Here is a 21,807-nt window from a genome sequence, read left to right as displayed (position 1 = left end):
GTCACAGCGCTCCAAGGGCGGTCTCGAGCGAGAGTGAAGCGTCGCACATCTGCCGCAGACTAATGGTCGGCCGTTCGGGATCGGGCAGTTCCTGGGAGTGCACGAGGTAGGTCGGAACGTCGTCCTGCAGGCGCAGACGTACGGCGGTCGGCAGGGCGGGCAGGTCGTCGGCGACCCAGACTAGCGGCCCGGAGAAGGATTCGGTGAGGTTGCCGTCGTGGTCCACGATGACCGGGTGGGGCCACGCTTCGCGCTGTATGCGGTTCGCGAGACGTGCGGTAATTCCGGGGCCAGCAAGCACCCCCAGACCGCGCCGCGCGAGCTGCGACAGCAGTTCGGGCAGAAGATCATCGCGTGCAGTTGGCGTCCGCCACCAAATGCTCAACCACGGATGGTCACCGCGGATCAGTGCGAGGGGATCACGGCCTCCCTCCCAGTGAGGAATTGCGGGATGGGGTTCGCCGCCGTCGCGGTAAAGAGGACCGTCGCCTCGCATGTCGGGCCATCGCCGGCAGTGAGGGCATCCTCGACAGCTCACGGCGGTGCCCAACAGCCCGCCTCGCCATGGTGAGCGGTAGTAGTCGCCGAGGACATCGCCGACGCATCGGTCACCCTTTATCAATGCCTGCAGGCGGTCTAGCGCAGCGGTTTGCTGCTGCGCGACAAGTGCCCGTTGTGTGCCGAATGCTCGCCCCCAATGTGATCGGTCATTTGTCTGACCATCTTGCAGCCGAAAGACCACCCGGGCATCGAGGCCGCTGAAGTACTGGTCCAGCCTGGCCTGCCACAGGCCATCGGGCTCGTCCGGTAGCCGTTCAGGGGCTTGTGATTCTTCAAGTGTGATGAGGCCGGCGCGTGACATCAGGTTCAAGGTGCGGACGTTCCACTGGCGGTTGTGCCGTGACTCGGCGAGGACGTGCGGCGGAACCGCATCAAGACTTGTCTCGTGGCGGCCGTCCCCGAGATCAGAAGCGGCTCGAGACATGGTGCGCCACCGGTCCCAGCCTTTCTCGGGGCTGATGACGATGGAGGCGTTGAGCCGCTTCGCCGTCTCGTCGTCGCCGGGTGCGATAGTCAGGTAGACGGCTGCGGGGCGGCCGTCGCGCCCACTGCGTCCTACTTCTTGGTAGTACCGGTCCAAGGTTTCGGGCAGGCAGGCGTGCACAACGCTGCGCACATTGGACATGTCTAGCCCGAGGCCAAAGGCTGACGTCCCGACGACGATGTCGTGTTCGGTGGGCGCCGCTCTGCCTTCGTCGCTCTCTCCGCGCCATCCCATCACGGCGGCTCTGCGCTCGGCATCGGACATGTCGCCCGTGACCTCCGCGACGCGAAGGAGCCCGGCAGCCTTGAGCCGGTGAGTCCACTCCTGCGCATCCCTCTTCAGCGATGTGTACAGGATGAGCGGGCGCGGCAGGGTGCTGACCGCTTGCAAAACCGCGGTGCACCGGTCGGCTTCGGTTCTGAAGCGTTCGACGAAGTAGGACGGTTCGCGGCGTGTTTGCGACGCCCAAACCAACTCGACGCGACCCGGTGAACTGAACAACTCCACCAGCGTCTGGATCTGGTGTTCGGTCAGCGTGGCGCTCATGGCCAATGTGATCAACTCACGGCCAGGCGGTGCGATGGCGAGCCAGGAGCGACGCTGCCCGCTCATCGCCTGAAACTCTGGACGGAATTCATTGCCCCACTGCTCGACCAGGTGCGCCTCGTCGATGATCAGGTGAGTGAGGTAGCCCTGCCTTGTCGCGTCGTCCAGTGCCTGGCTGAGCCCGGTCAGGATGGCTTCGGGAGCTGCGATGACAACGCGTTGGCGACCACCACGGATGTCCTTGCGGATGGCCTGTTTGACGTCTTCCGAAGTTCCGCCGGTGTAGGCATAGTGGCCGCTAGGACTACCCTGCTCCCCGAGCGATGTGAGTAGCGCACGCAGACGACGTTCCATGTCCAGGGCCAGTACGACCGTGGGGACCACGACGACTGCGACACCGCGCTGCCGTGTCGCGGGCAGAACAGCAGCCCATGCCACCTCAGTCTTTCCCTGGCCAGTCGGCAGACACAAGATGGTCGTGCTGCCGGCCGGAGCCGTCACGATCGCGCGGGCCGCCTGCCGCTGTCCCAGCGAGGTGTAATGCTGAAAGCCGGTGCCGAGTGCCCGGCTCCAAAACGGATCCGCCGGATGGGCTGACCTAGGGGTGGCGTACCCGCCGTAGACCTCGAGAACCTCCTGCTTGGCGGCGCCCTCCGACACAGGGGCGTCGGTGCGAGGATGCCAGATCCGTGCCGTCACCGAGAAGCCCGCAGCCACTGACAACGCCTCGCAGCCCACGTCCTCCCACTGTTGGCGGTTCGGGAGGGCTGGGCTGTTGGGCACAATGAGGGGCCAGTCGCCACCCTGGCGTACCTCGTTTTCGAGCAGGATCTGACGGGTCAGCCCGACCACATCACGCCATCCTGCACCACCCGCGGTCAGGCCAACGAGCGCATCACGCAGTCGCGCACAGGTGCCCGAGGCAGGGAACGTGGCTGGAACCTTGGGCCAGCTAGCCCAAAGCTCCTGGGCGGATGACCAGCCATCAGTTGCCATCTTGTGGCACCCCCAGTTCGCCGCCGGTCACGCAGGTCACGGCCATTAGCCGGACCTTTGGCTCCTTCAGCGCGTCGATGAGAGCAGCCGCCACGCGGACATCGGTGAGGTAACTATCAGTATCGGACAACAACCGGCCGGCGTTCCGGCGCGCCTCGGCTTGGGCGCGACGGACTGCCCACGCCCGGCCTGCTTCATGCTGCGCCTGCTCCGCGCGCCGTACGAGCTGCGCGGAACGGGTCAACTCGTCGCGTGCGGTTGCTTCGGCGCTGCGGGCGGCCGTCGCCAGCCCTTCGATGTCGCCGAAGTATTGCCATAGAGCAGATATCCGCTCGTCATTGAGGTTGAGATCGCCGCGATCCTGCGCGTACGGGGCTTCCAGCCACCGCAGGAGATCGGGATCCTGCACGGCCTGGTCTGCCTGCGACGGAAGCCAGATCCGCCGCATGATGGGCGGAAGGATGACGCTGGCCTGACGTCGGAGGGCGTGTACAGCGTCCGCCGCGTCTCTGACGAGTTCTAGAGCCGGCTCGATGTCGGGCTCGACCAGGAAGTCAAAGCCGAAGTAGGAGCGGAGTTCTCGCCCGCGGACGCCCGGGCGCCAGAACACGCACGCTTGGCCGCGATCGTCGATCGCCACAACGTTCGCGAGCAGGTCGACAAAAGGGTTACCCAGCCGGAAGAGCCGGGTGTTCGGTGTACGCAGAGCGGTGTTCCTGTTGAAGGTGCCTTGCATGGCTGCCGGTGGGACGGACCGTCCGGAGATAGCGAGGAGCCGCGGGGACACCAACGGGTTTGCATGGGCGCGTTCGAAGCGCATGACGTGCCGAATCGATCCCTCGGGATGGACAGCAAACCGCAGCCCACCGGCTTCGGCGCCGGCGTAGAGCCGCATCGCCTTTTCGTGGGCGCCCCAGCGAACCTCGGTAGTGGTCATCGCCTCAGCGACGGTGAGGCCGAGCGAGCCCTCGTGCACGGCCTCGACAGTGTCCATCCCGTCGATCTCCCGACGCTCTTTCCTGAGGACGTCGGCGACCATATCGGCCATCTCCAGCATCGCCGCCGGTCCATCCCGCAGGCCGGTCTCCCAGATTGTCGTGGTCAAACTATTGAGGGCGTACTGCAGCGCCGACACAGAGTCGTCGAAGATGCGTACCGCACTCGTGAGCAGCGTCGTCCAAACGGCGGCGAAGGAGTTGTCGGCGTGACCGCCAGAGGCGACGTACTGCATGGCTGCCCGGTGTCCGGCACCGAACGCGCCGGCGAACCGGTCTACTCGTCCCAGCCGTTGCTCACACTGGTTGGGTGACCACGGCAGCCGTAGATGGATGACGGCATCGGCCTCTTGCAGATTGACGCCGTCCTCGGCGCTGTCGTCTGCAATGAGGAGGCCGCCCTCGGCCCGCCAGCGATCCACGTCCATTGCGCTCGCCGCAGCACCTCGACGATGGGTGTGCTCGGTGATCCGGACTCGCGCATTCGGTGTCAGGACGTCGGCGATCAAGCCGGCCAGGCTGCCTGCGCCGCAGAACATCACAGCGCGTTTGTGCTGTCCGAGCACCTGAAGGTAGTCACGCATGTCGGGCTCTGCAGCATCGTTGTCGTCGAGTTTGCGCAGAAGGTCCTCGTCGTCAGGCAACACAGTTGCCGCAGCAAGCACCTCACGCTCGTACTCACTCAGGCCAGCGCGCCGAGCAGCCGCGTCGTCACGGTGAATGCGCCACCGGAGAGCGTCCTGCAGATCCCCGGAGAGACCGTCACTGCGCGACGACAGCACCGCCAGGACGAGGCCGTACGCTCCGGTGCGGTCGTCGGCGTTGTGGTCGAGCAGCCAGTGCGAGACGTGTTGCTGCCACGTCACCAGCGACTCGCTAACCAGTTCGTCATTGGCGGCGGCGCTCAGTACGGTAGGTCGCTGCCGACCAGTGACCTCGAAGGGCAGTGCGTCCACGGAGTCGTCGCCTGCCGGCGTAAGAACGTTGTGCCGGCGATGGCGGATGATTCTGCGATGCATGCGGTACGTCTCACTGATGTGGGCCCGCAAGGCATCGACGTGTGACCGGAGGGTCTCGCGCTCGCCTTCGTCGATCAGGTCGCCATCGGCAGTCAGCAGGTCCGAAACGCGACCGGCAAGATCGCGGAACGTTATGTCGCCGGGGAGGAGGTCCGAGATCTCCGCGATGGCGCTCGGAAGCAGAGGCTCGAAGTCCGCGTCGAGCGCGAAGACGGCGTTGGCCAGCACGCGCCGTGCCTGGAATCGCTGGGTGAACTGCGGCAGGTCCTCCCAGCGGTAGAGAGTGGGATCGAGCAAATGCAGCATGCCGAGGTGCGCCTGCGGCCGCGACATCGGCGGTGTAGCCGACAGGAGCAGCAACCGGGGCGTGGAGTGCGCCAGCTGGGTCAGTTCCCGATATCGGGCTTCCGTTGGGTCGGCCGCATCGGTAAGGCGATGCGCCTCGTCCACCACAACCAGGTCGAAGCCGTGGTATTCCTCCCACTTGTCTGGGGTTTCATGGCGGGTGATCTTTATCGTTGCTGCCGGGAAGTCCTCGGTGAAAAACTTTCCCTGCAGTTCACGGCTCCATTGCTGCCGCAGCATGTCCGGCGCGAGGACGACGATCCGAGCGGTCGGCTGATCGAGGAGGCGCTGCCGGATCACCAGTCCAGCCTCAATGGTCTTCCCGAGGCCGACCTCGTCGGCCAAGAGGTATCGCTGCACAGGGTCGCTGAGCACGGTCAGCGCAGCTTGCACCTGATGCGGATAAATTTCGATCGCCGCCGACAGCAGCGCGGGAAGGTCGGCGCAGGCGGCCCGTTGGGCCACGAGGCTGCTGAGCATCGGAAGCCGGGCATCCCGAAAGTACGGCGACTCGTTGGCGCCCGCTGCGAGGACCTCGACCGGAGAGGCGATCGGCCTGTCCCAGCGCACCCGCAGATGCTGCTGTGGAACCTGAAAGTCGAGGTCCTTGTTGGGTAGGCGCACGAAGTAGACGCCAGGGCCACCGCCGATGATCCGGCCCGCCCGCCACCGTCCCGTATCAGGGTCCTGCCAGTAGACCCTCGTCTGGGGTAGCAGCTGCGCCAGACGGCACTCGTCGGCCGGGACCCAATAGCTCTGCGCGACCGGCCTCGCAATGGACTCGAAGGCATCAATTCGCACGTCGCCGCCGCGACGTTCTCCCACACGTCCGATACCTGGAACCTGTGGGTGCTCAACGAATTGACCGGTCGGCAGCAGCATGATCGGACTGGTCCCCGTCCCTGCGCGCCGCCCTGCGGACGGATCGGCACCTAAACGCACCAACGCAGGGTATCGACTACCTCTGAGATGTGGCAGCAGCAGCGGTGCCCACCTTGATCAGCCGAAAAGCCCAAAAGACCAACCCAACTCCTGAGCTGGATTCACGGTCTCATCTAGGGCGCCCATCGCTTCCCACGCAGGCGCGGTTCGGACCCGGCCCGGCGGCGCCTGTGCCCTCAGGAGGCCACGACGCCGCTGCCCCACCACCGTCCGGCTGCCGGCGACGCCTGGCGGCTGCGACTGCGACGTAGGGCCGACCCGAATTCGCCTCAGCCCAGCGCGACACCCAGTAGCCCCACGCACTCGATGCTTGACTACCTATTCCGGTACCTAACCTGCAGGAAATCCGCGACGCGCTTGATGTCGCGAGGCGTGTTCTGGATGTCGTTCCACCTGCGAACGATGCCGTTGCCGAAGTCCCACTCACCGTCCGTCCAGCGGCAGTCATCGGCGATCGACTTGAGGTGGGCGGCGAACTCCTCAACCTCGACGATCCCGTCGCCCTCCTCACGCGCATGGCTAATGGCGTCCATGAGGTAGCCCATACTGATGATTCCGACGCCGTGCATGAGGCGCGACTTGCGGGGCGGCTTGCCCCACGCTTCGGGGAAGACCTGGCTGACAGCGGTCCAGAAATTGAACAGGACGGTCAACATATAGCCGGTGGTCGGCAGCGCCTCGTCGTTGCGGAACCGGTAGAGGGCGCCGTCGCTCAAACTGGTCTCCAGCATCCTCAAGACCGAGTTGTCCTTGATGACGCCGGACGGGTTGGTCGGGGTCTGGATCATCCGGTTGAGTGGAGACCGGGCGTCGAAGTTGAGCCCCTCGAGCAGGGTTGCCGGCAGTTGACGTACCCGCAGCGGAGTTGGCAGCGCGCCCGAGGCCCCGGGCAGGAGTTCGTGGATGAGCCCCTTCGGCAGCGCCTTGGTGGAGTTGACGAGGATGAACTGTGAGCGCTGATCTGCGGTCTCGTTCGTGATGAAGGCGCTGATGCTCAGTGGGAAAGCATCGACCCTGGCATCGCGGATGGCGGCGCTGCGCTGCTGGCCATCCACAATGAAGCCGGGCCTGTCGTGATCAGGCCCTTCGGTTATCGGGATGATCAAAGTTCCGCTGCGCACGTAGCCGGGGCTGTCGGATCCCGTCTGGCCTGGCTCGAAGCGCACCCGTTCGTCGAACGCGATGACGATGGCGTTGGGGAGCAGGGGGCTGGCATCGGTTTCTATGTATCGGCGGATCGCCGCGACATGGGCGAGGACCTCGGGCCGTTGGTAGCCGTGCAGAAGGGCGTCCTCGTCGCGGCGGATGCGGGAGACCGTAGCGATCTTGGGTACGAGCTTGCCGTCCATGGCGAAGGTGTACAGAAGGCGCCCGCGGCCCTGCTGGATCTCCAAGGCGGGCAGGCGCAACTCCTGGGTGACGGCGGAGTCAGCGGACGCCTCGGTCCGGGTCTTGGTCACGCGTTTGTCCTTCCTCGTTGTGCGCGGAGACGCTGTTCGAACACGTACAGGTTGTGGAAGCCGCGCCGTTTGTTGCGCTCGGAGCCCCGAAACACGACGATCTCAATCCCAACGGCGACACAGAGATCGCAACGACAGTCGCGCCACGGCCGAGCCGCCAACGTCGCACGGTACTGCTCGCTGCGGTCGGACTTGCCGCCGTCCCACAGCGCGCTGTAGGTGACGAGTGCCTCCAAGACCGGCTCGAGGTCAGTCTTGTCAGCGTCGTACTCGCGCAAAAGGGTGAGGGCAGTCCGCTCGAGCGCCATCGCCTCGCCTTGGCCGATCTCGCCAGAGCGGATCCGGGCCTTGAGCTTCGCGTTGCCGTCCACCTGCGGAACGCGCAGGGCGACATGGGTACGGGTGGGGGTGTAGTAGTTGTCCCGGTCGTCCTTGAATGCCTGGCGGAACGGTGAGGTGCTGTCGAAGCTGGTGACGCCGTGGCTGGCGAACGTCGGCACGTCGCCGACGCGGCTCACACCGAGAAGGTGCAGTTGGGTGGAGTGCTCTCGGACCTGGTCGATCGCTCGTAGGCAGGCGAGGATTTCATTGGTCTTCAGCGGCACCATGCCGCCGAGCGCGATGCGGGTGTAGCCGATGCGCTGCAGTTCCGCGATCGCGTCCGCGTAGGACTGCGGGCTCCAGCCCTGGGCAACGCCGACAGGGGCGAAGCTGACGTTGCGGGCGTCGCACCGATCCCAGAACTCCTGGGCCAAATCGAGGGTGATCTTCTGGCGGCGGACCCATTCCTGTGCCTTGGGATCGTCGCGTGACGTAGCGGGCTCGTACTGAAAGATCACGTGGTCGACGGCGATGCCGTAGTTGAAGCCGCATCCGTCGTAGAAATCGATGACTTCATCAACGGTGTACGGCGGCCACTCTTCGGCGACGTAGGAGAAGGCACCGCAGTCGCCCATGATCTCCAACGGGGTATGGCCGTTGTCGAGCCGGAAGAACTTCGCGGCGCCTTCACGATAGAGGCGGTGGCGTTGTGCTCCGGTGTACTTGCCCGTGGTGCCGCTGGCCAGCCCATCCACGATGGCCTTGGACACCAGCAGCCCGTCGAACGGCGCTTGGGTCAGGACCTCGTGCGCGTACAGGTCGTCGCGTTGCCGGACACGGAACGGGTCCCGTTCTTCGGTGATGAAGTCGAAGCTCGGATCGACCTGGTCCTGGCTGTCAGGAAAGAAGAATTTCATCGCTGCTCCGCCTGGGCGTTGCGGTGCACCCGGATGAGGTAGTTGGACAATGCCTGGATGTCGCGGGGGGTGTTCTCGACCTCGTTCCACCGCATGTTGAGCTCGTCCCAGGTGCCCGAAGTCCAGCGACAGTACGGGGCGATCAACGCAAGGTGCTCGCGGATCAGGCGAGGCGCGTCCGCTGCGCGGGGATCGACGATGCCGAGCACCCGGCCCATGAGGTGACCCATGGCGCGTATCCCTGCGCCGTGCATCAACCGACTCTTGGCGGCCGGTTTCCCCCAGGCGTCGGGGAAGGTGTCCCGCACGGCACCCCAGTAGGTGTAGAGGGCGTGCAGCACGCCGTCGAAGTCGGTCTCGTTACGGCCCACGTCCCGATACGGGAACAGGCACCCGGCCGATGTCAAACTGTCTTTGATCAGTTCGACGAACCCTGTGTCGGTGATCACCGCGAGAGCGGTCTGCGACTTGTCCGTCGACGCCCGTTTGATCATCCCACGCAGCGGTGAGCGTTCGTCGGTGTTGAGCACGTCGCATAGCTCCGACGGAGCCCGGCGAATGGCCAGCCGCGTCGGCAGTGGGCTGTCGACCGCCGGGAGCAACTCCGTCACCAAGCCGCGTGGCAACGGCCGGGTGTTGTTGATGCGCAGGAACTGATCGCGTTGGACCTTCACGGCGTCGGCGACGAACGCGGTGATTGGGACGGGGAAGTCTTTGCGCCGTGTGCGGGACAGCGCCACCGCGCGTTGCTGCCCGTCGACGATCCACGCGGGTTTCGGCCGACCGTTTTCCGCCATGGGGATGGTGAGCGTGCCGGTAATGCCGAGCTCATCTCCCGGGAGCCGGTCGCCGCGGATCTTCTTGAAGTGCACTCTCGACGACAACGCCATGATGATCGGGTTGGGGAAGACCGCAGCGTCGCTGTTGAGGTACTCGACGATCTCCTGGATATGTTTGCGCACCTCAGGGCGTTGGTAGCCGATGAGCTTGCCGGCATGGTCACGACTGACCCGGGAGATGTCCGCGACCTGCAAAATCTCCTCGGCCCGGAGGGTGAAGACATAGAGGGGATATTCGGTGCTCTGCGCGATGCACAAGGCCCGACGGACCATGCTGTTGGGAGGCGGTGAGGCAGGCATCAGGGGCGCGCCCTCCATGCCATTACCTCGGCGAAGAGTTGCCCGAAGCGGGCCTGCTCACATGACCGTCCTGACAGGCGAAGGCGTCGCAGCAAGCCCGTCGCGGTGGCTGCCCGTTCGCCCGCATGCCCACGGATGAAGGCGCGCACCTCTTCGTCGGTAAGACGCTGTCCAGCGGTGCGAGTTGCGGGAACCGGCGTTGCTTGCGTTGTCTGTTCCACACGCTCGCGCAGTCGTTCGCGCCGTAGGTCGTGATCGTCATCGACCGACGAGCGCAGCAGGAACGCTGCGACGCGGGCGTTGAGCGATAGCAGGCTGCCGCCGAGGTGAGGTTGCAGCCTGGCGGTCACCGGTACGACGAGGTCTTCAAGGTCATTAGTGGATGGCCCGACAACGGATAGTTGCTGCGTGTCGTGCAACAGACTGGCCGCAACGGTGACGTCCGTGGCGCAGGCTCGCTGGTAGGCGTCAGAGAGCACCGCGATGATCGTGGCGTGTGGATCACGACGGGCTAGGTCCGCGAATGACCGCGGTTGGTCTGCGTCAGGGCCAGACCACTCGGTCAGCCTTGTCCACCAGTCGCGGGCGGCGGATTTATCCTCACCGACCGAATCGACCCCGCCCGAGGCGAACGTTGCCGCGTACGGTCGGATCGCCGCCGATGCGGCGATGAGCCCGTAGCCTGCTGAGCAGACCCATAACGTCGCGGCCCGCGGTGCGATCTGGTCGGGCAGGGTCCGGGCAATCTGCCAATGCTCACCGGCGTACAGATCAACGGCAGGGAAGCTGCTGGCAGAACTGGTCAACAGTCGGTCTGTCCAGGTGGTGAACCGCTGACCTGGACTGCTTTCATGGAGGTTACCCACACGTAACCGGTCTGGCACTGTGTGTCGTTTCCGGTTGCTGCAGGTGACCACAACGTGCACGTTGGCCGGGCCGGAGTGACCGCTGCTAGCCATCGGTGGAGTCCCGAGTCGTTGCGGTCAGCGTCCAGGGGATCTGCGCGTAGGCGGCGTGGTTGTGGATGCTTTCGTCGTTGACCACGCGGATCCGGTACTCGGCGATGCGGACGTCGTGGTCCAGTGCCCCGGCAACGGTGCGGATCATGTCCTCAACGAAGACGGGGTTGTCGTAGCCGGCCATGGTCACGTGGCGTTCGTCCGGACGTTTGAGTAGCGCGTACACCGGCGATGATCCAGCTGCCTCGGCGATGTCGATGAGGTGGTCGAACCACAGGCCGGTGGCGGGGGTGTGTGGGCGGGCGTCGATGGTGACCCAGCCGCGTTGGTTGTGGGCGCCGCGGTCGCTGATCGCTTTGCTGCACGGGCACACGCTGGTGACCGGCACCTTCACGGCGAGCACCACCTCGTCCCCACGGTCGCTGGCGGCGGCGGTCAGGGTGCAGGTGTAGTCCATGAACGAGGCGATGCCGGTGACTGGGGCGAGGCGTTCCAGGAAGTACGGGAAGGTGAGAGCGACGCGGGCGGTGGCACAGCCCATGCGTTGGCGCAGGTCGTCGGCCATCAAGGTGACGGCTTGGCTGCTGAGTCGGTCCCGCCAGGTGTGCAGCACGTCGACGAAGCGGCTCAGGTGGGCGCCTTTGACGTGGTCGGCGAGGCTCACCGACATGGTGACTGTCGCGACGGTCTCGCGTTTGTTGCCACGCGCGTCGGAGATGAGCAGGGGGTAGCGAAGGCCCTCGACACCGACCTCGTCGAGGGCGATGCCCCGAGTGTCCGGCAGGGCCTGAACGTCTTGCAAGCTGTCGCCCCTGATCTCACTGATCGTCATGCGTCGCCTCGGTAGACGCAGCCTGACGTGCAGGTTTCCCGGACGAGGATCTCTGACAGCGGCAGTTGATCGATGAGTCGTTCCCAGATCCAGCGGGCAAGGTTTTCGCTGGTGGGGTTGTCCAACCCGGGGACATCGTTGAGGTAGTAGTGGTCGAGTTGGTCGTGCAGTGGGCGGAACGCCTTCTTGATCTCGGCGAAGTCCATCACCCAGCCCTTCGCCGGATCGACGTCCCCGCGGACGTGTACCTGCACTTTGTAGGAGTGGCCGTGGAGGCGGGCACACTTGTGCCCGTCGGGCACGCGAGGAAGCCGGTGGGCGGCCTCGAAGGTGAACTCGCGGTAAATCTCCATCAGGCTATTCCTAAGTACTTGTGGGTCTGCAGGCTCAGTTGCCACTGCGGGTGAGCCAGGCAGTAGGCCACCGCCGCGCGGGTGTTGGCCTCCTGCTCTGGGCCGTCCATCGGCTGCAACCGCATGAACGTGAACGCGAGGTCCTCGAAAAGCTCAGGCATCGCGGCGGGCTGGGGATAGACGAGCTTCAGTTCATCGCCGGCGGTCAACACCAGATCGGCGCCGGCCTTGGGACTGACACAGATCCAGTCGAGGCCAGCGGGCGCCGGTTTGGTGCCGTTAGTTTCCACCGCAACCTCGAAGCCCTCGGCGTGCAGCGCCGCCACGGCGTCATCGTCGAGTTGCAGCAACGGCTCCCCGCCGGTGCACACCACGTAGGGCTTGCTACGGGAGTGCGGCAGGCCCTGCCATGTCTTGGCCACCGCTATCGCGAGGTCCGCGGCGCTGGCGAAACGGCCCCCGCCAGGCCCGTCAGTGCCGACGAAATCGGTATCACAGAACTGGCAGATCGCGCGGTGCCGGTCGGTCTCCCGTCCGGTCCACAGGTTGCAGGACGCGAACCGGCAGAAGACTGCGGGTCGACCAGCGTGGCTGCCTTCACCCTGCAGGGTGTAAAAGATCTCCTTGATCTTGTACATAGCCCTGTTCAGCTCTGTGACGTCGTCAAAGCCGGATCGGTCATTCCCAGCTCGGCAAAGCCGCGGTTGCGGAGGAGGCACGAGTCGCACGTGCCGCAGGCGCGGTCGTCGACCGGGTCGTAGCAACTGTGGGTGAGGGCGTAGTCCACATTTAGTTCGAGGCCTCGCCGGATGGTGTCTGCCTTGGTCAACTGAATCAGAGGAGTGTGGATCTTCAGTCTCTGGCGGCCCTCGACCCCAGCCCTAGTAGCCAGGTTCGCCATCTCCTCGTAGGCCTTGATGTACTCCGGGCGGCAGTCCGGGTAGCCGCTGTAGTCGAGTGCGCTGACCCCAATGAAAACGTCCGACGCGTCAAGCGTCTCGGCCCATGCCAGGGCGAACGACAAGAAGATCGTGTTGCGTGCTGGGACATAGGTGACGGGAATGTCATCGGTAGAGAGGTCGTCAACGCTGTCGTGATGCGGTACCGCGATCGACGCGTCGGTGAGCGCCGATCCACCGAAGACCCGCAGGTCAATGTCGGCTACCACATGCTTGGTCGCTCCCAGTGCGGCGGCGACGCGCTCTGCCGCCTGCAACTCGACCGTGTGGCGTTGTCCGTACCTGAAGCTCAGCGCGAAGGTCTCGTACCCTTCGTTCCGGGCGATCGCCAGCACCGTCGCCGAGTCCAAGCCGCCGCTCAGGAGGACTACCGCCTTGCGCTGCGCCATGTTTGTGACCTGATCTCTCGCTCGTGTGAAACTGCAGACCCATGGCGAACCACAGCTATGTAGTTTACCGCTTGCTACGGTACCGAACGGATCGTCAACATCAAGTGCCGCCGCCCACAAATCCTCGGCTGAGCTTGGGCGTTCGAGATGGTCGACAACCCAGCGCGCTCGGACTTGAGTAGTCAGAAGCCAAGGTCCAGAGTTTTAGGTGCAGAAACTACCAGCCTGCCGCCGAACACCGAGCGGAAGTTTACGCGGTTACGCTGCGTGGATTCGTAGTCCACTCCGCGACATTGGTGTGCCCCGTCCGGAGCTCTCGCCCGCCTCGACCGTGACTACGGCGCGCAGGCCATGCCCAACGGTCCAGGCGGTGGCGCAGGCCGTCCACGGTCCGGCGGCGTGCGGCGGCCTGCAGGCCGCCGCACGCGCCGTGTGTTCCGCTCCCCCTCATTAGGCGGCCCGCTCGTCCGGGGTGGGCTGGTCGTGGGTGGCGTATTGGTCGTCGTGGTGGGTGTCGGTGTAGGGCAGGTCGATGAGGCGGTGACGGCCGGTACAGCCGGGTAGTTGCCAGATCTGGTGGGCGGGGCTGGCGGCGAGTGCGGTGCGTAGTTCGGCGGTGGTGGTGGCGATGGCCGCCTCCGGGCCGGTGCCGGCGATCCGGTGGTGCAGGTTCGCCTCGCGGCGGGCGGAGGGGAGGTGCAACAGCACCGGCCACGCCCAAGTGCTCAGGAGGTAGAGCCGCTCGTATTTGATGATTTTGTCGATGAGGACCTGCAGGTTCTCACCGCTGGTGTCGTACTCGAGGAAGAACGGCACGGACCGTCCGCCCTCGGTCCATATTCCGGCGCCGTCCGGGCGGGGGAAGCCGGTCGCTCCGGCGATGACGATGTTCGGGTCGCCGCCTTCGCGGTAGAGGGTGCCGGGTTCGTGGTAGGCGGACGCGGGCTGCCAGCGGGCCAGCTCGGTGTCGGGGTGGGTGCGGGCGTGGGCGGCGAGGTCGATGAAGACCTGGTTGCCGCCGAGCAGGTGCGGCAGGTCCGGCCGGCGGGTGAGGGAGTGTTTGCGGCGGCGGGCTTGGTCGCGGCGGCCTCGTGGCAGTCCGCGTTGGGCGTGGACGTGGTCGTAGCCGAGTTGGTCCAGGACGTAGTGGTATGGGTGGGAGCCGCCGTCGGCCTTGTTGGGTCGGAACCGGTCTAACGCCCGCAGCGCCGTGAGGCGGCGTAGGCGGCGTTGGGTGAAGTCCAGGGATGGGAACAGGGCGGCGGCGATCTGGTCGGTGGTGAGCACGCCGTGGTCGTAGAGCCAGCCCAGGAGCCGGTCGTCGCGGGCGGTGATGCTGGCCTGCAGGCGCAGCAGCGGGTCCGCGGCGGGTAGGTGTTTACCCATGGGCACAAGCCCTTGGGGAGAGACCCGAGACTGGAGGGTCTGTCTGGAGCGGTCCCACACTCCTGACAGCGAGGCTGACCTGGGCTGTGAGCGGCCGTGAGGGGTCAGGTTGGGGGTCAGGATCAAGACGGACGGTAGAACGGAGATCGGCACTGACCGCTGAAGCGCCGGGCACAACGGGTTCGGCGTGACGCTGCGGTGAGGCTGGGTGTGAGTCGGGCTGGTGAGGTTCGCGGTGCTGGCTGATCATCGCTGTTGCTCCAGGGTCAGAGGTGCGAGTGGATGTGAGGTTGGTGCGCCCCCGCGGCCGCAGCGGGCGAGCGACCGGAGGTCCGCGGTCGCTGTGCGGAGGCCTGGTCTGGACATGCCAACCTGCCTGGTCTCGCGGGTATGGCGAACGTCCGGTGACACGGGCGGTGTCAGTCGCCGCGATCGAAGTTGGTCGCAGCGGCTGCGACCTGCGGCGTGAGAGCTGCCGGCGTTGCCGTTCGGGTTCGAAGCGGACAGCAACGCCGGCAGTCCCCTGACAGTGACCGGGGGATCGCTTCGGTGGGTCGCCCCGGTCTGCTCCTCGACCGGCCCGGGTGGGCCGGTCGAGGAGCAGCGGTCGGTTGGTCAGGGGCGCGGCGGGTAGTGGTACTCGCCGTTGGCCACGGATTCTTCGTAGGGGCGCTCGGGGTCGTAGATGGGGTGTGGGGCTCGGGGCCGTACCTCCTTGAAGGTCACGGTGTCGGGCGGCCACTGCTCGGGGGTGTGGGGAAGGTCGGTCAGGGCGAGGCGGTGTGTCTCGCCGATCGGCTGCCAGACCGGGTCGGTCGGGTGGCCGTGCTCGGGGTTGCTGGTGACGACGGTGAGGTGCCGCGTGTTGCGGCGCTCGAGGTAGCGGTGCAGTTCCTGCTCTCGCCGGGGGTCGGCGGCGTGGAACAGCAGGGTCGCCAGGCCGGTTTGTTCGGCCAACCGCCGGTAGGCGTGGATACGGTCGGCGAGGTCGGCGGGACGGATCTCGCCGGGGTCGGGCTGGTACCAGAACGCGTGGCGGTTACGGTCGTGGATGTACTCGCCGTGCCAGGCGGGCTGCCGCGCCGCGGTGACGTATCGGCAGGTACGCGGTGACCACCAGGTGCGTAGGTCACTGCCGGGTTCGGTGAGCGCGTGGGTGGCCAGGTCGACGAAGAAGGCGTTGGCCTGCAGCAGGCTGGGCAGCTCGGCGTGCTCGCGGAGCCGGTCGCGGGCCCGGTACACCTGCGCCGGGGTGACATCGCGGTCTTCGTCGAGTGGGGTGAGTTGGGCGCCGATCGGGCCGAGGCACCACGAGGTGTCGGCGGTTGCCGCGGTGCGCGTGTTCCAGAGGTGGTCGATCCAGCCGCGGCGGGCGAGGATCGTCAGACGTCGGGTGGCCGACGCCGTGGTGGTGGCGAAGCCGAGTGCGGTGAGTTGCGCGGTGGTCAGGACGCGGTGCTCGGCGAGCATCTCGACGCCCCACCAGTCGGGCAGGCGCATGCGGCCGCTCTCGGCCAGGAGCAGCTCCGTCGGGATCGGCCGGGTGGACGGGACAGTGAACTGGGGATGGTAGGTGGTCGACATGACCGGTACCTCCAAGGTGGCGCCGTCCCCTGATTGGGGGGTGGCAGGGGTGGATGAATGCCTGGGCGACCGCGTCGGTGCGGCGCACCTCGGGCGGATCACGCCACCGCGGTCGTGCGTCGCGGTGGGTGACAGTGCGGTGCCAGATCGACGGTTCCGTGCCCGGGCGGCAGCCCGGGCACGGCACCGGCTGGTCCGCGCGGCCGGATCACCGGCCGGTACCTGCGGTACGGCGAGAATCCGAGCGCGGCTTGTGGCGCCGTCATTAAGGAACCGCCGTTTGTGTGCTCTGGCGAACGCCTGCCCCCACTCACAACCACTCACAGCCGCTCACAACGAGGGGTTTTCTCAGTTGAGGTGATCCGTCCCAGGAGGCCTCACCGGGGAAGGTGACGGCGCCGCGAGAAGAGGGAGCCGACCTACGCGACTGCCGTCGACGTGGCGGCAGTGGTGGAGAGGCGGCGGCGGCTGGCGGCGCGCAGACTGGCCCGGCGTTCGGCTCGCGCCGCCAACGCCTCGGCGGCCTGCGGGGACGCCGCGCCGGTCAGCATGCCGCTGGCGAGGGCTTCGGCGAGGCGGGTGTCGATGCGACCCAACCGCATGCGCAGGGCGTCGGTGCTGATGCCCATCCGGGCCGCGATCGGATCCATGGCTCGCCGGCCCAGCCGCACGTCGATGTAGGGCTGCTCGTCGTCGGCGTCGAGGATCCCCAGGCGCACCGCGCGGCGTACCAGCACGTCCGGATGCCCGTAGGGCACCTGCGGCGTCCGCGGTCCCGTGACGCGCTCCACATCCTCGACCGCAGTGAACTCGCTGGCCTGCTGGCGCAGCGCGTGCCCGGCGCGCCACCCGGCCCGGCACAACGACGCGTACGGCGCCCGGCGGGCCACGTCCAAGTGGTTGCGCAGCGCAGCCAGGAAACCCGCGAGGATCTCCGCGCCGATGTCGTCGGGGTCACCGCGCGGTAGCCGTCAGACAACCGCCTGGCGTAGCGGCGCAGCGCCGGCATCGCCATGCCGACCGCAGCGATGACCCACTGCGGCCCGTCCAGTCGGGCACGACGGATCAACTCCCGCCACACCGCGTCGCGGGCGGTGTAGGCGCGCGGGTTCGCCAGCAGCCAGTCCCGCAGCGCCGGCAGCGCCACGACACCCCTTGGCAGGCCGTCATCCGGACCGAACATGTCGAGGTCGAGGGACAGGGGTGCCGGGTCGCTGGTCAGCGCCGCGAACGCGACATCGACGGCGTCCAGGGGCGCGGCAGGGAAGATCGTGTCGGACACACTCATGATCAATACTCCTAGGCCAGAGAGACCAGCGGGCGTCGCCGCCGTGTTCTGGCGACGCTGGAATGCCGATTACGCCACGACCGACTCACAGGCACTCACAGCGCAGGTCAAGGCGGCTTTCGCGCCCAGCGGGCCGCTGCGGTGCCTCGCCCGAACTCCGGACCCGAGGCCGGCACCAGGCGGGCGATTCGGACGGGCCGCGGTACGGCTGAGCAGGGCTGTGAGCCACCGACGCACGCCAAGCGCGGCACCCAAACGGCTCCGCGACGAGGCCGCGATCGTCGGGCCGAGCCCACCGCTCACAGTCACTCACAGCGACTCACAGGCGCTCACAGCCGCTGACACAGCCCGTCCGGTCTGGCGCTGAGCTGGCGATCGCGCCGGCGCCCCCTCGTACGAGGGTTCTGAGCAGGGCTGTGAGAACAGAGGTCCGTGCGAGAAGTGCCCGAAAAGAGGCCTCCGGGGCCGTACACCCTCTCACTCACAGCGACTCACAGCCGCTCACAGAGACTCACAGCGGCGTTGCATCCGCTGCCGGCACGCCCGAAACGCCGGCGACGACGCCAGCGGTGGCGCGAATCCCGACCACCTGCCGCGTCCCCCGGGCCGGGGCATCGTGCCTGGCGCCCCCTCGCCCGTGTCGGTCGCCGATGGATGCACCAGTGATGGGGAACCCTCCGTACCGGCTGCCTTACCCGGGAACGAGCGAACCGATGTCAACGAGGATGATCGATGGACATCTTGTCCGTACAGGCAGCGGCGACCGCGTCCGAGAGGACAGGAACGTCGGCAGGGGTGCTGTGTCACCTTGTCCGGGCATGCGATCGGCGGCGGTCACATGACGTTGAGAGATGTCGACCGCTTCCGTGCGCGCGGCCATGGCCTCGAGGTGGGCAGAAGGTGTCCTCCGCGTCCGGCGAGTGTGTCCGCAGCGTCGCGCATGCCATCGATGCTTGCCGTTGACAAAGTGTCCGGCGTGGTCGCTGAGCAGGGCCGGGACAGCGCAGTCACGCGCGTGTTCCTGACCTGGAGTGACACTGGCGCCGATCGGCGACAGCCCTTCCCGTGGTGTCGGTGGTCAAACCGGCATGACATCCCTGCGCCGCATGGACGGGCGTGTCAACCGCACGCAGGCCGTGTCCGCGCCTGTCGGGTAAGGACATGTCCGCGGACACCATGTCATAGACCAACATGAGTGCCCGACCGGTCGTCGCCGCTGCGGCGTGTGACACGTTGGCACCGCGGCCGAGCCGTCGGCGGACACGCTGTCGCAGCATTCGTGAACGGTCACACCACAGACCGTGTCATCGACTTCTGCCACTGTCCGGGTGGTTGGCGCCGAGGCGGTAGCGCATCCGCGTCGGATCGGCGCTGGCCCGGTGTCCGTTCTCAGCGAAGTTGCTCCGGGTGGGGCGCGCTGAGCTGGGCGGAGCAGTTCGATTGAGAAGGCCAACTCGGCTTGATTCTCAGTCAATCTGCCCCGCCGCCACGTTCCGCGGCGGGTCGCTCGGTCTGGCCGCGTCCGGGAGTGGGACCTGATCGCGAACCTCTTCCTCAGCATCGTCCCTGGCAGGGCCGGTTCACGCTCTCCCCAACACGGTAAGAACGCGGCGAGCGGATCAGCAGACCGAGGGCGCTCGGAGCAGAAATATTGAGAACGGAGCAGATTGCCTGAGAACGGACATGGTCGACCGGGTGACTTTGTGAGTCGCTGTGAGCGGCTGTGAGTTCGGCAGGCGTTCGCCAGAGCACACAAACAGGGGTTTGAGGGTGTCAGAGCCCGACCCGGCCGGCGCAGAGTCGACTTCGGCTTGAGCGAGCTCGGCTTCGCACCATCACGACCCCTGCCCGGCTCGGTCCGTTCCATGACCGGCCACCGGTCGGACGCTACCTGACGCCACCAGCACCGAGGGCCCCGATCGTCGCCCATCGGGTCGACGCCACGTCGGCCTGCCGCCTCACCCCCACCGTCCCGAAACCATCCCGGCGACACCGTCGCCTTCTCCCACTGCGAAGGACCATCGCGATGAGCACCCCTGAACCTCACGTCGAGCACACGCAGCCCGCCCGCCCCGTTGAGGACCCTCCACCTGGCACCTGGACTACCGAGCGGATCCGCGCCCTGGGCATGGTCACCGACCTGAGCACCGCGGCCCGGATCTTCGGGCTATCCCGTTCCGTCGCCTACGACCTGGCCAAGCGCGGCGAGTTCCCGGTCGCCGTGCTGCGCTTCGGCAGCCGCTACCGGGTGCCGGTCGCCGCCATCCTCCACGCCCTGCACCTACCCGACAGCGACGACAGCCATCAGCCACCCCATCGCCGGGGGACGACTTGATCGTCGGCGGAAGGCACGCGTGGATCACCCCGTACGCAATCCGCAGCCACCGGCTGCCGAACACCCCACCCGAGGGAGAGAACTGATCATGGCGGAAGGATCCGTCTTCAAACGCTGCGCGTGCCGCGACCGCAACCGGCGCAAACTCGGCAACCACTGTCCGCAGCTTCGCCGGGCGAGCGGAGCGTGGAATCCCACCCACGGACGGTGGGCCTACCAACTCGAACTGCCCACCCACCCCGGCCAGGCGCGCCGGCAACTACGCCGCAGCACCTTCGACACCCGCGACGCCGCCACCGGCGACCGCGACCACGCCAAAGCCCTACTCGCCCTCGCCAGCGACGACCCAGCCGTTGCCGCCGAGATCGCCGACATGCTCCTCGCCGTCACCGCCGGCGCACCACTGCCGGACCGCGACACCATCGCCCGACGGGTCCGCGCCGGACTGCCCGCCACCGTCACGACCACCGTCGGCGAGTACCTGCAGTCATGGCTGGCATCCCGCCGCAGCCTCAGCAGCGTCCAACCCAACACCCTGCTGGCCTACGAGTCGCACATCCGCGTCCACCTAGTCCCGCACCTCGGCGCCATCGCCCTGGTGAAACTACGGGTGGAGCACGTCGAGGCCATGTTCGCCACCATCGCCGACCGCAGCACCGCCATCGAGATCGCCCGCCAGAGCGACGACCCCACCATCCGCGCCAGCGTCCGCGGCCTGCGCACCACCAAACCGGCCAGCATGCACCGCATCCGCGCCACCCTGCGCAAGGCACTCAACGACGCCATCCGCCGCGGCAACAACCGGCTCATCGACTTCAACCCCGCCGCCCACATCGAACTGCCCTCCGGGGTACGCCCCAAAGCCCGGGTATGGACCACCAAAGCCGTCCAACGGTGGCGCGACACCGGCGAGCGACCCAGCCCGGTCATGGTGTGGACCCCGCAGCAGGCCGGCGCGTTCCTCGACCACGCCGAAGAGCACGACGTCGTCCTCTACCCACTGTTCGCGCTCATCCTGCACCGCGGACTGCGCCGCGGCGAGGCTGTCGGACTCACCGACACCGCCGTCGACCTCGACAACTCCCTGATCAGCGTCACCCAACAGATCGCCACCCACGGCTACACACCAGTGATCAAGAAGGTCAAGTCCGAGTCCGGCAACCGGATCATGGCCATGGCCAGCATCACCCGCGTCGTCCTGCGCGCCCACCACGCCCGCCGCGCCCAGTGGAAACTCGCCGCCGGCCACACCTGGCCCGACACCGGACTGTTCTTCGTCCAACCCGACGGAAAGCCCTGGCACCCCAACGCCGTCACCGACCGCTTCGAGGTCCTCGTCCGCGACGCCGACCTACCCCCGATCCGGCTACACGACCTACGGCACTGCGCCGCCACCTACCTCAAAGCCGCCGGCGCCGACCTCAAAGACATCCAGGAACTCCTCGGCCACTCCTCCGCCGCCATGACCGACGTCTACACCTCGGTCATCGCCGAACTCGACGTCGAACGCGCCAAAGCCGAAGCCGCCGCCGAACTACTCCCCCGCCGACGCAAGCGCGCAGCGTAGACAGACAACACCCGCCAGGCGGGGACGGCAGCCCTCGAATGCCGCCCCCGCCGTCGAGGTCGACGCCAACGAAGGTGACGCAGCACGCCGCCACGAGCAGCAAGAGGGATCTCCAGCAGCGCCACTCCAGCGACCACGGCGCGCCAGCCCCTCGACCGGATGCTCCGTCCGGGCGAGATCGGCAGTGCCATACGGCAACGAGCGGTCACCGATGCCGGCCAAAGGACATCGAGACCACCGCAGACTAGCCAGCCGGAACGAGCGGGCCTCGACTTGGCCGCGGACGAATCCACACCTGGCGAGACTGCGGCATTACCGGCACGACGTACCTCCGCTCGTCCCAGGATCGGCGGCGAGTCGCCCGACGAGCGGACGGTGAAACGTCGCGGCCCGGATATGTGCCGAACGACCTCACGCGAACCTGACCGAG

14 protein-coding genes and 1 pseudogene are annotated in these 21,807 nt (G+C 66.9%); 2 read left to right on the top strand and 13 right to left on the bottom strand.

Annotated features, from left to right (window positions below):
- Window position 1 precedes the first annotated feature (1 nt).
- The 13 genes and pseudogenes from dpdF to MED01_RS35445 all read right to left on the bottom strand — a co-directional run bounded on the left by dpdF (window position 2) and on the right by MED01_RS35445 (window position 17,475).
- On the bottom strand, window positions 2-2,587 hold the full coding sequence (gene dpdF, locus MED01_RS35505; RefSeq protein ID WP_238672873.1) for a protein DpdF: 2,586 nt from the start codon (window positions 2,585-2,587) through the stop codon (window positions 2-4).
- On the bottom strand, window positions 2,577-5,828 hold the full coding sequence (gene dpdE, locus MED01_RS35500; protein WP_238672872.1) for a protein DpdE: 3,252 nt from the start codon (window positions 5,826-5,828) through the stop codon (window positions 2,577-2,579). Before dpdE ends, dpdF begins: the two co-directional genes overlap by 11 nt.
- A 374-nt stretch (window positions 5,829-6,202) precedes the next feature.
- A complete protein-coding gene (gene dbpB / locus MED01_RS35495) occupies window positions 6,203-7,348 on the bottom strand; it encodes a DGQHR domain-containing protein DpdB (RefSeq protein ID WP_238672871.1) in 1,146 nt (381 codons plus the stop codon).
- Window positions 7,345-8,586: a tRNA-guanine transglycosylase DpdA gene (gene dpdA / locus MED01_RS35490; RefSeq protein WP_238672870.1), complete on the bottom strand. Its 1,242-nt coding sequence runs from the start codon at window positions 8,584-8,586 to the stop codon at window positions 7,345-7,347. Before dpdA ends, dbpB (MED01_RS35495) begins: the two co-directional genes overlap by 4 nt.
- A complete protein-coding gene (gene dbpB, locus MED01_RS35485) occupies window positions 8,583-9,743 on the bottom strand; it encodes a DGQHR domain-containing protein DpdB (protein ID WP_238672869.1) in 1,161 nt (386 codons plus the stop codon). Before dbpB (MED01_RS35485) ends, dpdA begins: the two co-directional genes overlap by 4 nt.
- Window positions 9,725-10,531, bottom strand: coding sequence for a hypothetical protein (locus MED01_RS35480; protein ID WP_238672868.1), 807 nt, complete (start codon window positions 10,529-10,531; stop codon window positions 9,725-9,727). The genes dbpB (MED01_RS35485) and MED01_RS35480 overlap by 19 nt, the downstream gene beginning before the upstream one ends.
- Window positions 10,532-10,676: 145 nt before the next feature.
- Window positions 10,677-11,516 carry a GTP cyclohydrolase FolE2 gene (folE2, locus tag MED01_RS35475; RefSeq protein ID WP_112698604.1) on the bottom strand — a complete coding sequence of 280 codons (840 nt, stop codon included), beginning with the start codon at window positions 11,514-11,516 and terminating at the stop codon, window positions 10,677-10,679.
- Window positions 11,513-11,869, bottom strand: coding sequence for a 6-carboxytetrahydropterin synthase QueD (queD, locus tag MED01_RS35470; RefSeq protein ID WP_238672867.1), 357 nt, complete (start codon window positions 11,867-11,869; stop codon window positions 11,513-11,515). The genes folE2 and queD overlap by 4 nt, the downstream gene beginning before the upstream one ends.
- Window positions 11,869-12,507: a 7-carboxy-7-deazaguanine synthase gene (gene queE, locus MED01_RS35465; protein WP_112698602.1), complete on the bottom strand. Its 639-nt coding sequence runs from the start codon at window positions 12,505-12,507 to the stop codon at window positions 11,869-11,871. Before queE ends, queD begins: the two co-directional genes overlap by 1 nt.
- 8 nt (window positions 12,508-12,515) lie before the next feature.
- A complete protein-coding gene (gene queC / locus MED01_RS35460; protein ID WP_238672866.1) occupies window positions 12,516-13,217 on the bottom strand; it encodes a 7-cyano-7-deazaguanine synthase QueC in 702 nt (233 codons plus the stop codon).
- A 450-nt stretch (window positions 13,218-13,667) separates the two neighbouring features.
- Window positions 13,668-14,603, bottom strand: coding sequence for a replication-relaxation family protein (locus tag MED01_RS35455; protein WP_238672865.1), 936 nt, complete (start codon window positions 14,601-14,603; stop codon window positions 13,668-13,670).
- Window positions 14,604-15,218: 615 nt separating this feature from the next.
- On the bottom strand, window positions 15,219-16,187 hold the full coding sequence (locus MED01_RS35450; RefSeq protein ID WP_238672864.1) for a replication-relaxation family protein: 969 nt from the start codon (window positions 16,185-16,187) through the stop codon (window positions 15,219-15,221).
- Between the two features lie 419 nt (window positions 16,188-16,606).
- Window positions 16,607-17,475: pseudogene (locus tag MED01_RS35445) on the bottom strand (RNA polymerase sigma factor).
- A gap of 2,026 nt (window positions 17,476-19,501) precedes the next feature.
- On the opposite strand from MED01_RS35445, the gene MED01_RS35440 reads away from it, so the two are divergent.
- Both MED01_RS35440 and MED01_RS35435 read left to right on the top strand, forming a co-directional pair.
- Window positions 19,502-19,810: a helix-turn-helix domain-containing protein gene (locus MED01_RS35440; RefSeq protein WP_238672863.1), complete on the top strand. Its 309-nt coding sequence runs from the start codon at window positions 19,502-19,504 to the stop codon at window positions 19,808-19,810.
- Window positions 19,811-19,898: 88 nt separating this feature from the next.
- Complete coding sequence (locus MED01_RS35435) at window positions 19,899-21,377, top strand: tyrosine-type recombinase/integrase (protein ID WP_238672862.1); 1,479 nt, start codon at window positions 19,899-19,901, stop codon at window positions 21,375-21,377.
- Window positions 21,378-21,807 lie beyond the last annotated feature (430 nt).

Origin of the sequence: Micromonospora alfalfae (assembly GCF_022230925.1) — a bacterium.
GTDB classification, from domain to species: Bacteria; Actinomycetota; Actinomycetes; order Mycobacteriales; family Micromonosporaceae; genus Micromonospora; species Micromonospora alfalfae.
Note: the sequence above shows the minus strand (reverse complement) of the source record. Positions and strands in the feature narration are given on the sequence as shown.